Origin of the sequence: Hyphomicrobium denitrificans ATCC 51888 (assembly GCF_000143145.1) — a bacterium.
GTDB lineage: Bacteria > Pseudomonadota > Alphaproteobacteria > Rhizobiales > Hyphomicrobiaceae > Hyphomicrobium_B > Hyphomicrobium_B denitrificans.
Genome location: NC_014313.1, coordinates 2,205,380 through 2,219,211, shown reverse-complemented (window position 1 = coordinate 2,219,211; position 13,832 = coordinate 2,205,380). Strand labels below are relative to the sequence as shown.

11 protein-coding genes are annotated in these 13,832 nt (G+C 57.3%); 8 read left to right on the top strand and 3 right to left on the bottom strand.

The window, feature by feature from the left end; all coding sequences use genetic code 11:
- Positions 1–38: 38 nt before the first annotated feature.
- Together HDEN_RS10655 and HDEN_RS10650 are read right to left on the bottom strand one after the other, a co-directional pair.
- The gene (locus HDEN_RS10655; RefSeq protein WP_013216118.1) at positions 39–1,769 is read right to left on the bottom strand and encodes a carboxylesterase/lipase family protein; all 1,731 of its coding nucleotides are present in this window, start codon (positions 1,767–1,769) and stop codon (positions 39–41) included.
- Between the two features lie 367 nt (positions 1,770–2,136).
- Complete coding sequence (locus HDEN_RS10650; RefSeq protein WP_049775384.1) at positions 2,137–3,765, bottom strand: carboxylesterase/lipase family protein; 1,629 nt, start codon at positions 3,763–3,765, stop codon at positions 2,137–2,139.
- Positions 3,766–4,314: 549 nt separating this feature from the next.
- Between HDEN_RS10650 and HDEN_RS10645 the strand changes: the two genes are divergently transcribed.
- Both HDEN_RS10645 and HDEN_RS10640 read left to right on the top strand, forming a co-directional pair.
- The gene (locus HDEN_RS10645) at positions 4,315–5,355 is read left to right on the top strand and encodes an AraC family transcriptional regulator (RefSeq protein WP_013216116.1); all 1,041 of its coding nucleotides are present in this window, start codon (positions 4,315–4,317) and stop codon (positions 5,353–5,355) included.
- 85 nt (positions 5,356–5,440) lie between these two features.
- The gene (locus HDEN_RS10640) at positions 5,441–5,995 is read left to right on the top strand and encodes a prepilin peptidase (RefSeq protein ID WP_013216115.1); all 555 of its coding nucleotides are present in this window, start codon (positions 5,441–5,443) and stop codon (positions 5,993–5,995) included.
- 46 nt (positions 5,996–6,041) lie between these two features.
- Here HDEN_RS10640 and gspD read toward each other — a convergent pair whose 3' ends face one another.
- Positions 6,042–8,363: a type II secretion system secretin GspD gene (gspD, locus tag HDEN_RS10635; protein WP_013216114.1), complete on the bottom strand. Its 2,322-nt coding sequence runs from the start codon at positions 8,361–8,363 to the stop codon at positions 6,042–6,044.
- 431 nt (positions 8,364–8,794) lie between these two features.
- On the opposite strand from gspD, the gene HDEN_RS10630 reads away from it, so the two are divergent.
- The 6 genes from HDEN_RS10630 to HDEN_RS10605 all read left to right on the top strand — a co-directional run bounded on the left by HDEN_RS10630 (position 8,795) and on the right by HDEN_RS10605 (position 13,832).
- Positions 8,795–10,459: a GspE/PulE family protein gene (locus tag HDEN_RS10630; protein ID WP_013216113.1), complete on the top strand. Its 1,665-nt coding sequence runs from the start codon at positions 8,795–8,797 to the stop codon at positions 10,457–10,459.
- A 102-nt stretch (positions 10,460–10,561) separates the two neighbouring features.
- Positions 10,562–11,773, top strand: a complete 1,212-nt coding sequence (locus HDEN_RS10625; protein WP_013216112.1) for a type II secretion system F family protein — start codon at positions 10,562–10,564, stop codon at positions 11,771–11,773.
- A gap of 13 nt (positions 11,774–11,786) precedes the next feature.
- Positions 11,787–12,254: a type II secretion system major pseudopilin GspG gene (gspG, locus tag HDEN_RS10620; RefSeq protein WP_013216111.1), complete on the top strand. Its 468-nt coding sequence runs from the start codon at positions 11,787–11,789 to the stop codon at positions 12,252–12,254.
- On the top strand, positions 12,235–12,711 hold the full coding sequence (locus HDEN_RS10615; RefSeq protein ID WP_013216110.1) for a GspH/FimT family pseudopilin: 477 nt from the start codon (positions 12,235–12,237) through the stop codon (positions 12,709–12,711). The genes gspG and HDEN_RS10615 overlap by 20 nt, the downstream gene beginning before the upstream one ends.
- Positions 12,656–13,105 carry a prepilin-type N-terminal cleavage/methylation domain-containing protein gene (locus tag HDEN_RS10610; protein WP_013216109.1) on the top strand — a complete coding sequence of 150 codons (450 nt, stop codon included), beginning with the start codon at positions 12,656–12,658 and terminating at the stop codon, positions 13,103–13,105. The genes HDEN_RS10615 and HDEN_RS10610 overlap by 56 nt, the downstream gene beginning before the upstream one ends.
- A complete protein-coding gene (locus HDEN_RS10605) occupies positions 13,098–13,832 on the top strand; it encodes a PulJ/GspJ family protein (RefSeq protein WP_013216108.1) in 735 nt (244 codons plus the stop codon). Before HDEN_RS10610 ends, HDEN_RS10605 begins: the two co-directional genes overlap by 8 nt.

Here is a 13,832-nt window from a genome sequence, read left to right as displayed (position 1 = left end):
GCCTTTCTGTAGTTTCGTCTTTCGTGCGTAGGGCAGTATTATTCAGACGGATATAGCAGAACCGTATCCCAGAAATCGCACTTGTAATTCGTCCGGTAGTCTTTGCGATTTGAGGTCGACAGCGGGATGTCCTGAACAAGGTACTTCGCATTATTGCCGGCGCCGTACTTCGGCCAGGGCGAATTGCCCGAACCGTTTGGATTGCCGGACCACGCGAAGTTCGTCCACGCGGCAACGAGCTGATCGGAAAGCTTCGTTTCCTGACCCGTGAGTTCACGCGGCTGGCCGGTCGTCTGATCGAGGTTCACGCCGAGCTGACCGCCATGCCAGTTGTCGAACAGGAACTGGATGTCGATCGTATGAGCGGCACCCGGTTTGAAGCCCGGCATCTTCGGGAAGTAGTAGGGAGCGTCCTGATACGTGAAGTCGTAGGCATAGGACGTGATCTGCGGAGCCCAGAGATGCAGAACGTGATCGGCCTGGCATTTCTGCGTGTCGGTCTGCACCCGGTTGTAGGCTTTCATCGGATCGTTGCCGAAAGCCGACAGCGGATACTGTGCGAGAACGCGATCAGCCGTTCCTGCCGGGTAAGCCGGAGGCGCGCCGCCAGGACCGGCGTTGCCATTATATGTGGCCTGAAGCGCCGACGTGTATTGGGCGGCAGTCATCGGCACAAACGGCTGGCCGGAGAAGTATTCCGTGATACCGATCGAGAAGTTGGCTTCGTCCTGCACGCGCCCGCCCATCACCGGCATCTTGTTGAACTGACCCGTTGTCCAGGCCTTTTCCGGAGTGATCGGGATCACGGTGCCGTCGACGAACGGCCCGACGATATAAGGACCGTTTGCGTTGGGCGTACCCTGCAGCTGCAGGATGCGCTCAGGCGTCAGATCGCGAAGACACTGAGCCGAAGATTTGCTCGCGTCGGTGCCGCATCCGGCAGCAGTTGCAAAACCCTGCCCTCTGCCGAGTGCTGTTGCCGCTGAAGGCAAAGTCGGCAGCGGACCGCTTTCATAGATGGCGCGCGTCAACAGATTGGCGCTCATTGGAGAAAGAACGTTCGCCCCGGTGTCGGTTGCGCCTGCGGATTGTCCGCCGAGTGCAACACGATTGGGATCGCCGCCGAACGCCGCAATATTGCGCTGGACCCAGCGAAGGGCCTGCTGGATGTCCATGATGCCATAGTTGCCGGACAGATGGCCTTCACCGTTCAGCGCGGGATGCGATAGGTAGCCGAACAGGCCCATGCGATAGTTCAGAGTGACGACGACGGTCTCGCGTCCATCCGGGCCGCCCTGAGCAAGCTTGGTTGCGTCGTAATCGTTCGATTCACCGTCGACGTTGCCGCCGCCGTGGATCCAGACGATAACGCCCTTCTTCTTGCTGCTGCCTGTGGTGAAGACGTTCAGATACAGGCAGTCTTCCGTAACGCTCGTCGGTCCGGCGAATGCGCCGAGTTCCGTGACCTGCGGGCATGTATTGCCGAAGCTCGAACCGTCGCGAACGTTGTTCCAACGTTTGACGGCCTGCGGGGGCTGCCAGCGGAGCTTGCCCACGGGCGGCGCGGCGTATGGAATTCCACGGAAGACATTGACGCCACTGGCCGACGTACCCTGAACCTGGCCATCGGTCAGCGATACGATGGGTCCGTCATTGTTCTTCCCCGCCAAGGCCGATGATGAAACCAGACCGGCGGCTAAGAGCGAGCAGACGACAGCGCCTCGCCTCAGCGATGCATGTCGAGCTTCCGACACTATTTTGCTTCGCATTGTTCCTCTCCTCAAATTTTGTGCCCCTCGGCTTGCGTATGTCGGCAAACCATGAGGAGCAGCGGCACTGTTTGACGTGGATGCCGCGGGAGAAATTATGCGGAGAGCAGTTTTTTCAGCGTCGCGTCGAGAGAACTGCATCAGGCATGCGGTGCATGTCGAATGCGCAATCAGCGCATTGCCGTCGCATTGCGTGTAGTGGGTGAAAATCGAATGCAATTTGCCGCGATAAATCGGAATTGAATCGGCGATCGCAATATTAGAATCTGAAAACCAACAAGTGGCAATTATATCTTATTTTAAATAATGGGGCAATAAAAAGCGGAGCGCAAATAAATCGCGCTCCGCACGCTTGTTGCAGGAGATTTCAGTACGTCAACTGGGTGTCCCAGAAGTTGCACTTATAAGTGTCTCTGAAGTTGGAAACGGCCGTCGTAGAGAGCGGAATATCCTGGACGAAATATTTTGCGTTCTTGCCGGCACCGAATTTTGGCCATGGCGAATTTCCGGAACCATTCGGATTGCCGGTGTTGGCAAAGTTGCTCCACGCGGCGACAAGCTGATCCGAAAGCTTCGTTTCTTCGGCGTTGAGTTCGCGCGGCTGTCCCGTCGTCTGATCGATATTTACGCCAAGATTGCCGCCATGCCAGTTGTCGAACAGAAACTGGATGTCGATCGTGTGAGCGGCCAGCGGTTTGAATCCCGGCATTTTGGGGAAATAGTAGGGAGCGTTCTGATAGGTGAAATCATAGGCGTATGTTGGGACCTGCGGCGCCCAGAGCTGCATGACGTGAAGCTCGCGGCATTTTGCAGGGTCGGTCTGGAACCGCTCATAAGCCAGCATCGGATCGCCGCCGAAGCTCGAAAGCGGATATTGCGCCGCCGCCGGCCCGGTCACAGCGGCTGCATATTGCGCGGCGGTCATAGGCGCCTGCGGAGGTCCGGAAAAATACTCCGTGATGCCGGTCGTGAATGTGATTTCGTCTTTCACGGCGCCGCCGATAATCGGCATTTTGTTGAAGCGGCCGCTTGAGAACGCCTGCTCGGGCGTCAACGGAATGACGCTGCCGTCGACAAAAGCGCCGGCCGTATAAGGGCCGTCGGCATTCGGAGTTCCCTGCAACTGCAGAACCCGCGATACGGGAAGATCGCGCAAGCAGGCTGCGGCCGCAGTATTGGATCCTGGGCAATTCGCTGCCGTCGCGAACGCAGAGCCCTTCGTCAGAGCGTCATTGGCAGACGGGAGGGTTGAAAAGAAGCCGGGGGAGCTTTGATAAATGGCTCTGTTGAACAGGCCATTCGCATATGGAGAGAGCTGGTTTGCGCCAGTATCCACAGCGCCGGCAGACTGACCGCCGAGGGCTACCTTGTCAGGATCGCCGCCGAAGGCCGCAATGTTGCGCTGAACCCAACGAAGCGCGGCCTGTTGGTCGAGAATGCCGTAGTTGCCCCAAAGATGACCTTCGCCGTTGATCGAGGCATGCGAGAAAAAGCCGAAGATGCCGAGGCGATAGTTGAGCGTGACAACAACTGTCGGAACGCCTGACGGCCCACCCGTCGCAAGCTTGCTCGCGTCATAGTCGTTGGTTTCGCCGTCGATATTGCCGCCGCCGTGAATCCAGACGATGACCGGCTTCTTCTTGCCGTTACCGCTTCCGCCCGTCGTAAAGACGTTGAGATAGAGGCAGTCTTCGCTCGTGCTGGACGGACCCGCGAACGCGCCAAGCTCTGTCACCTGAGGGCATGTGTTTCCGAAGCGAGTCGCGTCGAGAGTGCCTTTCCATTTTTTGGCGGCTGCCGGCGGCTGCCACCGGAGCTTGCCGACGGGCGGCGCTGCGTAAGGGATTCCAAGAAAAACATTGACGCCTTTATCAGCATATCCGCGGACCGATCCGTCGACAGTGCTGACGACGGGCCCGTCGTTCGCCGCGCCAGCCAAAGTCGGTGCTGCCGCAGCAGCGACGGACAGCACGGAGACTGAAGCGAGTAATGCCATATAACGCGACCGCGCGCGGCGACGCCCTTCAATCGATGATGTATTGATGTGCATGATTCACTCCCTGAAACGCGGCGATCGCTTCACGACAGAGATGAAAAGGCGCGTCGCCTTTGGGTCGGTGTCTACCGGCTATCTGAGCGGCCTCTGCCGCGGGGAGTTGTCCATGATCTTTGTTGCTGCCGCGACGGCGTGAAGGCCCAAGTTGTTGCAGGAGCTGCACGGTGCGAGTGCTCGTTCGCGAAGCATCAGGCTCACAAGGTAAAGCAGGTCCAAGTCCGACTTGGAGCAGACTTCGCGAATATTGGGGATGATTCGGAGAATAATTGTGCGTGCCCTTATTCGCGCACTATTCTTCTCATTTAAAGCAAATGCCAGGGATTTGCTGGCAAGCGCAGATTTTCGGCGGCGCTATTATTTTGCCGGTTGGCTCACGTAATTCCGACGTAGTGCACTACACGCCATGGCTGTTGAGGGGCGAACACGTTATTGAGGCAGCGCTAGCATTGAAAAAAGCAGTGGCGCAAGAACCGCTGTGAGGAGGAGTCAATGACGAGCAATGTTGATGCCGCCTTCCGGCAACAAGGCGGTCATATCCATGTTTGGGATAGCCAATACGGCGCAAAAGCCGAGGCGTTCAGCCTCTTTCGGGAGACGATCTGCACGGCTTTCATGCCCTGGACGCCGGAATTTTACGGACGGGATTTCGTTGGTCGGGTCGAAAGCATCGACTTGGCAAATGGTGCAATCGGCCGTGTCCGTATGAGTCCGATCGTTGCAGTAAAAACGAAGTCTAACATTTCACACTCGCCAATAGATTGCATTCACGGCAATCTCATCATCTCCGGCGAACTCAAGGTCGACCAAGGCGGCACGACAAATATCGCGAAGCGCGGCGATCTCATTCTCTATGAGAGTTTTTCACCAGTTACTTTGACCGAACGCCCGGACGCACCGTGCGATAACCTGGCTTTTATCATCCCGACGTCGTCGTTTGCCCACTCGCAGGATATCGATCACAAATTCTCCAATATCCTGGTTCCGTCCGAAAAGTTGAGCGGTCCTCTGGCGGGCTGCCTCACGATGCTTGCACAATCGCTGTGCACGGCTCCCATAGAGGAGATCGCCGCTCTATTTCAGGCGTGCGTCGCGCTATTGCCCGTTGCGATCGGAGCGCCAGATTGTGTCCAGCATCCGAGCGTGCCCAAGAATTACTTGCTGTCCCGGATACTGGACTACATCGGCCAGAACCTTTCCGATCCCGAACTATCGCCGCCGAGGGTAGCGGATCAATTCGGCATCTCGGTTCGCTATCTGCACAAGCTGTTCGTACAATTCGGAACGACCTTCAGTGCGCACGTCACCGCCGAACGGCTGAAGAGAATAAAGTGGGATCTCGAAGTCAGTTCGGGCCGTCGTCCTTCTATTTCGGCACTGGCTTACCGCTGGGGCTTCAACGATCTTTCGACCTTCCACCGGGCTTTCAAAAAGCAATTTGGATGCACGCCGAGCAATTCTCACGCGCGTGACCTTGCCGGAGAATGTGGGATTGGCTTGCCGAACACAGCTCTGGCGCAAAAACGCGGATAGGATAATTAGCGCAATTCGGGGTCCGCGGTCGATCTCGACACGCAGACAGCGAGCTACGGCCTCGCCGAACGCGCACCGGAGTTGAATGACACGCGACGCGCTAACAAGTGTCCCAGTCATCGCAGGCGCTATCGCCATAGCGGCAGTGTCGTTTTCCCTACTCAGTTTTCCGCTTGCCGCCGCGTCATGTCTTCTCGGATGGATGATGCTCCTCATCGCGCAATCGGACGCGGAGCGATACATTATCCCGGATGCACTGTCGTTGCCGTCAATTCCTCTTGGCCTGCTCGTTGCCATTTCTTTCGACGAAACGAACCACAACCCGCCGCTGGTGATTGAGCATCTCGGTGCAGCGCTGGTAAGCGCCGCACTGCTCTTTGGTGTGCGGGCGGCCTACTATCATTGGCGAGGACGGGAAGGGCTAGGGCTCGGTGACGTGAAGCTTGGTGCGGTTGCGGGAGCCTGGACTGGCTTTCAAGGAATGACGAACTCTCTCCTTATTGGATGTCTTCTCGCAATCGGATACGTCGGCGTCGTGAGCCTATGGCATCGCCGGATTCCGGGCCGCGCCACGGCATTGCCGTTCGGTGTTTTCTTCGCGCCCGCAATCTGGCTCGTCTGGCTATGGAATGCGTTATAGAAGCCGACGCCCCGTGCTGGACCGGCGAGCATAGGCCAATCATCAATCACTTGATGGAGCCGCCGCCGACGACTCTCGGATCTTCGCGACTCTCGATGCGCGCGTCCCAAGCCGTTGGTCGCGGCGCCAGAGACGCCATTCCGGCGCGCAAGGCTTCTGCCGCGTTGCTGGCGTCTTCAGGATTGCGAATGACGATGGGGCGTATGAAAACGACAAGCTCTGTCCGTGTTCGCCCGTTGTCCGTCTCGCCCCCAAGCACGTCGCCGAGATATGGAATTTTATTGATGACCGGGATGCTGGACTTCGATCGGCTGACTTCTTCGCGGATCAGGCCGCCAAGCACAACCATTTGTCCGCTTTGAACCGCGATCGTACTCGTGACGCGGCGTTGTGAAATCGTGGGTGTCAGCGAGGTCGCTGCATCGGACTGGCCAGACGTATTCTGAACGGCGCTGACCTCCTGCTGCACTTCCATTGTAACGAGCCCATTGCTGTTGATGCGCGGTGTGACGTTCAAGATCACACCGGTATTCTTGAATTCGATCTCGTTGACAGTCGGCGAGTCGGGGTTAATCACGCTCTGAGCCTCGCGCGTGATGATGGGCACCTGATCCCCGACCTCAAGGATCGCCTGCTGATTGTGGAGAACCACGACAGACGGCGATGACACGATCCTAACCGCCGTTTCCTTGGCGAGTGCATCGAGAATAACGCGCGGGTCCGAACCGATGTTTCCGGCAATGAGATTCAGTCCGGGCATGACGGGCGCAATTGCCAATGCATCGGACGTGCTGAATCCGATGCCTCCGGATTTGCCGTGGTTCTTCTGCAGGAAGAACTGCACGCCATATTGAAGATTCTTATTGAGCGTCACTTCAGCGAGCGTGGCATTGATCAACACCTGTAGAGGCGGTTGATCGACGCGATGCAAGATTTGCAGAATTTTCTTGTAGTTTCGCTCTGACGCTTTGATGAGCAACTTATTATTGCGTTCGTCCGGCGTGACGCGGACCTGATCGGATGATGTGGCTGCCGACGACTGAGGACCCTCGTCAGCAGGTTCCTCTTCCGCCGATGCAAGCGTCGGAGCGCCTTTCAGCGGACTGCCGTTTGACGAACCGGACGCGTCACCTCCACCCAGACTTGTGCTTCCCGTCGTTGAACCGCTGAGCGGCCCGGAGTTCGAATTGCTTCCCGTCCCGCTCGAGGAGCTTCCGAAACTGCTCCCGGAACTCGTTCTTGATGCGGCGAGCGTTGGCGCAACTTCCTTCTCCTCAGCGCCGCGGCCCGAGCCTCCTGCCGCGCCACCCCCTGTGAAGGCTGCCATCAATAGGCGCGCCAAGTCCTTCGCTCTGCCGTTTTCGACTCTATAGACATAATAATTGTCGTCGTCGGCGCCACTGTGATCCAGGCGCGAAATCCATTCGCCGACTTTATCGACAGTTTGCGATCTCGGGGCCAAAACAAGTACGGCGTTGAGGCGGCCGATCGTTTGAAACTTCACAAGGCCGCGGCCTTGGCGATCGGTCTGGAACACTTGCTTGAGCTCGCGGATCACGTCATCCGGCGACGCATTGTCGAGCTTAAATATTCCCGCAGATTGTCCCTTCATCCAGTCGACGTCGAACATCGAGACGATTTCAACAATAGACTGCCGTGACTGGCCCGGCCCCCGAATGAAAAGCATATTATTGAAGACGCTCGCTCGCAGGTCTTCCTGTTTGACCATCAATCCGTCGAGCATCCGCATCATCGCTTCAGTCGAAACATATCTGAGTGCAAAAATCGAAACACCGTATCCTGCGCCAACCTCGCGGCTCTCGCGCACGTAATCGAACGCAGAAATGCCCTGCTGACGGGCGTCCGCTTCCGGCACGACACGATAGACGCCGTTTTCAATCAGCAGCGCGGCGTGGTTGGTCGCCAGAATGCTTTCAAGGATGGAAATGAGTTCTGCGCGGGTAACTGGCCCTCCCGTCGATATCGATACCCGGCCCTCTATGTGGGAATCAAACACGTACGTGATGCCGAGTGTGTCTTTCAAAACGACTTTGACGAGCTCGGATAAATCTGTGTCTGAAAAGTTCAGCTCGTACCCGGACGCATTTTGCGAGATGCCTGGCGTGCGCGCTTCGACGGCCCTGGTTGTCCGGTTATCGCCGGCGTATTTCGCAGCGATTGATCCGGTATTTAGCGTTGGATTTGAAACCGGTCGGACGCCCATCGGCGCAGCAGGAGACAGATCAGCATTCGAGAGCTTGGCGATTTCGTCCGGGGGCTCGATCAAGGGCTTTTCGAGTAACGCCGCACATCCTGAAACGCTCACGGATACTAATCCGAGCAGAGCGAAAACCTTCCAACCGAACATCAATGCTTCTCCCGTCGCAACTCAGACGCCAATAGGATGCTTGCAAAATTTGTCCTCCGTTCCCGCAGGTCCAACGAGCTTTGTCATTCCCCTCTCTCGGCTGGGACTTCGAATCGATCGGCGAAATGACAATAGCTTGATTAAAAAAGAACGGCGTCTTTTCGCTCTAATCGGTACGCATTGATTGAGTGTCTGTTGCGGCGACGTAACTTCAATATGAGGCATAACAGCGAAAGAATTTGCGCTCAGTGCACTCGATTGGATTTCCGTGCACTATCGTCAAAATCGGAATTATAATTACAGAGTTTCGAGATAAGGCTCGCCGGGAAAAATCAAAAATCCGGCATAAAAATCTTTTTAAGAAGACAGCATCATCTATGCTGATAAAAATTTTGCGCCGGAAAACTTCGTGCTCGGTGCCGGAGGCTCGCATGAGTGGAAGTTTCAAAGAATATCTTTTGAGCGAACGCCTCGTCACGCCGACTGATCTCGATAACGTCGATAAGTTTCGGCTCGAGTCCGGCGCCTCAATTTTTTCCGCCCTGCGCAAGGCATCAGGAATGCAGTCCCAGGCGATCGTGCGCGCCGTCGCGGACTATCACAAAATTGCGCGCGTTGAAGAAGGCGATTGGGGGCGCTTTCAGCCGCCGCAGACTGAAATACCGACCGCGTTTCTGCGCGAGAATAAAATCTATCCATTGGGTGATGTGGAAGACGGAATACTGCTTGCGATGGAGGATCCATCCGACGCGCAAGCCATCAATGCTGTGAGAATTGCGCTTCAGAGGGAAGTCATTCCGCGCGTCGCTTCGGCCGAAGATATTCTGGCAGCGATCGAGCGCATGGCGCGGGAGCGCGGCACGTCCGCGGTCTGGCAGGAAGCCGAAAAGGCTGAGGCCGGCGACGATGTCGAACATCTCCGCGATATGGCACTCGGCGCACCGGTGGTGCGGTTCGTCAACCAGATGATCCAGAACGCCGTGCATGCGCGGGCAACCGACATCCATATCGAACCGTTTGACGGCCACGTCGCAATCCGCATTCGCGTCGATGGTATGCTGCGGGACGTCACCGCGCCGCCCGCGCAAATGGCGAAGGCAATCGTCTCGCGTGTTAAAATTCTATCCGGTTTGAATATCGCCGAGCGTCGCCTGCCGCAGGATGGACGTGCGCGCATACGTATTAATGAGCATCGGCTCGATCTTCGCATTGCCACGATCCCGACGGTTCACGGCGAAGCCGTCGCTATCCGCTTGCTCGATAACGTTCGGCGCATGCTCGATTTCGCACCACTCGGATTTTGCGCCATTGATGAAGCGGAAATCCGCAAGCATTTGTCGGCGCCTTACGGTCTGATGTTGGTCACCGGGCCGACCGGATCGGGAAAAACGACGACTCTGGCCACGGCGCTGTCGTTGTTGAACGAAGGCCATCGAAAAATCCTGACGATTGAAGACCCGATCGAATATGAGCTTGACGGTATCAACCAAACGCAGGCGAAGCCATCGATTGGATTGAGCTTTGCCGACGCGCTCCGCTCATTCCTTCGTCATGATCCGGACGTGCTGATGGTTGGCGAAATGCGCGACGGTGAGACGGCGAGCATCGCGATTCACGCGGCTCTAACCGGCCACCTCGTTCTCTCGACCTTGCATACCAATACCGCAGCCGGCGCTATTCCCCGCTTGCTGGATATGGGGATCGACTCATTTTTGCTCGCATCATCGTTGCGCGGCGTGGTCGGGCAGCGGCTCGTCAGAGTCCTTTGTGAGCATTGCAAGCAGCCATCCGACGAAGTGCTGTCGCTCGGCCGCGCGCATGGCATTGATGCCGTGCCCGAGGGAAGCCGGCATTGGAGAGCGGTGGGATGCGAGCGCTGCTTCGGCACAGGCTACAGCGGGCGTGTCGTGATCTCGGAAGTCTTGAGCGTCGACGATGAAATTCGCGAGCTGATCCAGCCGAACGCTCAGCCCGCGCTGATCGAAGCGGCCGCGCGCCGAAAGGGAATGACCACGATGATCATGGACGGACTGGCGAAATGCCTGTCCGGAGTGACGACACAAGAAGAAGTTCGACGCGTGGCGCTCGACGTGTGACGTCGCCTCGCAAGTCGAAATAAAAACGTAGGCGGAGGAAAGCCAAGTGGCGCTATTCATTTGGACGCGCCGGTCGTGCGATCGGAGAGGCGCCTTCTAGTCATGCTTTATCGCTATACGGCGTTGACACGAACCGGCTCCAGCCTCGTTGGGGAAATGGAAGCTGTCGACAGGTCCACGGTCATTCAGGACCTCAATCAGCTCGGCCATTTTCCTATTGAAGTGTCGGAGATCAAGGGGGCTTCGAGTAGCGCTGCATCGGGCGGAGCTTCACTATTCTCCGGCCTGCCGTCGGCGCGCCAGATCACGCTCTTCACGCGCGAATTGGGAATGTTGCTGAAGGCCGGTTTGCCGCTCGATCAGGCGCTCACATTTCTCGAGCGTGACGCGGGATCAAAATCGCTTGCACGTTTGATCGGACGTGTCGGGACGGAAATCAGTTCCGGTAAGAGCCTTTGCGAAGCATTGGAAATGCAGGGCGGCGCGTTTCCGCCAATCTATTCGCGTATGGTTCGTGTAGCCGAAGCGAGCGGAACACTGGAAACGGTTCTGGAACGCATCGCGGCTGGCCGTGAGAAAGCGCAAAAGCTCAAGAGTATGGCGCTTTCGGAATTGCTCTATCCGTGTCTCCTGATCCTCATGGCAATTGCAGCCGTCACGATCATGCTGACCGTTGTCGTTCCGCGCTTCAAGGATATGATCGGCAATGCCGGCACGCAAATTCCCGATCAGGCGCGCTTCGTCATCGGCGCTTCGGATTGGCTCATTGCGAACTGGCAGTACCTTGTTGCCGCGATCGCGTCGGTTCTGGCTATCGTAGTCCTGGGTTGGTCGCGGATACGCGGCAACGTCGAGACGCTGCTGCTGCGCATGCCGCTGATCGGCGGCATCATGAAGCTCAATCTGACAGTCCGCTTCTGCCGCACGCTCGGCATGCTGATTGAGAATGGCGTCGATCTTCCATCGGCGATGAAGCTCGTTGGCGACGTGATCGGCAACAAAAACGCGTCTTCGGCGCTGAACGAGGCTTACGACGCGCTTCGGAAGGGACGTAGCTTTCTCGATCCAATCTCCGATTCCAAACTGTTCCCACCGGTCCTCATCAATATGCTTCGCGTCGGTGAGGAAACGGGAAGCCTCGCGTCATCACTTCTTCATATGGCGGAAGTCTTCGAGGAAAAGCTCGAGCGAACGGTTGAACGCACCTTCACGATTCTGGAGCCGGTCATCATCCTCGTCGTCAGCGGCATCATCGCGTTCATCATCGTCTCCATTCTGAGCGCAGTCATAAGCATCAACGATCTCGCTATGTGAGAAGGGTAACGACATGAAGGTCACGACGTATGAAGTGGGATTTAGCGCTCAGCGTACCGAACGGCGGCGAGATGGCGAACTGGGATTTACGCTCGTCGAACTCTTGGTGGTGATGGTCATTCTCGTTCTGCTCGCGAGCCTCGTTGCGCCGCGCGTCATCGGATATCTCGGCAGCTCACGAACAAAGACCGCGAAGGTGCAGATCGAAAGCCTGAGTACGTCGCTCGAACTCTACAAGCTCGATACTGGACAGTACCCCGATGGCCGCCAGGGCTTGGTGGCGCTCGTCCAGCGCCCTGGAAATATCCCGAGTTGGAATGGGCCTTATCTGAAGAAGGATCGCGTGCCGCTCGATCCTTGGGGCCAGCCCTATTTTTACGTCTATCCCGGCAAACACGGCGCTTTCGATATTCTGTCTCTTGGCGCGGACAAAAAGGAAGGCGGTCAGGGTGAGGATCAAGATGTCACCAGCTGGCAGTGAGCCGAAAGATTGCAACCGTGAAGCGGGCTTCACGCTCTTCGAGATGTTGGCCGTGCTTGTGATTGTTGCGCTGACGGCCGGCGCGATTTCGATGCTGTATCGGAGCCCTTCGAGCGAAGCCCAATTGAAAACGGCGTCACTTATGGCGGCCTCGCGCCTGCGAGATATTCGATCGGGAGCAATGATTTCGGGATCGGATCGTCTCGCCGTCATCGATGTCGCTCGCAAGTCGATCGAATTCAGCAACGGTATCGCGCCGATGACGTTTCCGCGATCGATCGATCTCGATGTCATGTCAGCCGATAGCGAACGGGTATCGCCAACGGCCGCCGGAATTCGCTTCTTTCCGAACGGAGCTTCGACGGGCGGCACCATCAACTTGAGATCAAGAGACAAAGCCTATGAAATTCGAGTCAACTGGCTTACGGGCCGCGTTTCGTCCGCCTCCATCAACTGAGGCGGCCGGGGCTTCGAGCGCGAACGCGGGTTTCACGCTGTTCGAAACCCTGATCGCAATGCTCGTTTTATCGATCGGCCTTGCCGGATTGTTCGAGGCGAACGGCCGCGCGCTGCGGACGGTTGGGACAGCCGCGGACTATGCAAAAGCCCGGGTGATTGCCCGCGGCCTGCTCGCCGATGCAACGACGGGCTGGTCAATTCCGCCGACGTCGCAGAACGGCAGCAGCGGCGGCTTTCAGTGGGCAATCGATGTCGCTCCGGAAACATCGCCGTGGGCAAAGGTCGACGTGCGCGATGGCTGGAAGCTGCGGCGCGTCCGCGTGACCGTCGCGTTAGGCGACGGGCGCGAGCTTGTGCTCACGACATTGAAGTTCGGACGTAACAATGGGTAGCGCGCAGCAGCCTCAGGATTGGAACGGGCAGAGCGGGTTCACGTTGATCGAGCTGCTCGTGAGCCTGACGATCCTCACGATGCTTCTCGGCATCGTGAGTTCGGCGCTGCGCACGCTGTCAATGCATTGGAACGCGAACGCCAACGGCATCGAACGTCTCGAAATGATTTCGCGCGCCTTCGATATATTCGAACGCGACGTGTCGGGCATGCGACGCCTGACGCGGATTGCTGACGTCGATCGCCGGTTCATATTCTCAGGCACCGCAAGCCGTTTGTCGTTCGTCACCGTAGAGCCGCCCTATCCGACCGCTCCGGGACTGTACTTCGTTGATTATTCGAATTCGGCGACGAACGGAAAAAATGAACTAATCAGAGCCCGTGCTCCGTATCAGGCCGGCATGTCAGCGTTCCCGGGAGCAACGCCAGCCAATAAAGTTTCACTATTGGATGGACCATTCGCATACCAATTCTCTTACGCCGAAAAAGGCAAGCGCCAAGGTTCCTGGCTCGCGACATGGAAAAAGCCGAACCGCCTGCCGGATCTCATTCGCTTGCAGATCGTTGACGCCAGATCGGGGGATGAAATCGCGCAACCCTTCATCGCCGCCGTGCGAGCCGATGCCGAAGTCGGCTGCGTAAGCGACGGTTCCGATGGCTGCAGCGCACGCACCGGAGGGGAATTCCATCAGAGCACTCCCGTCGCCAATGCGACCAAGGAGAAATGA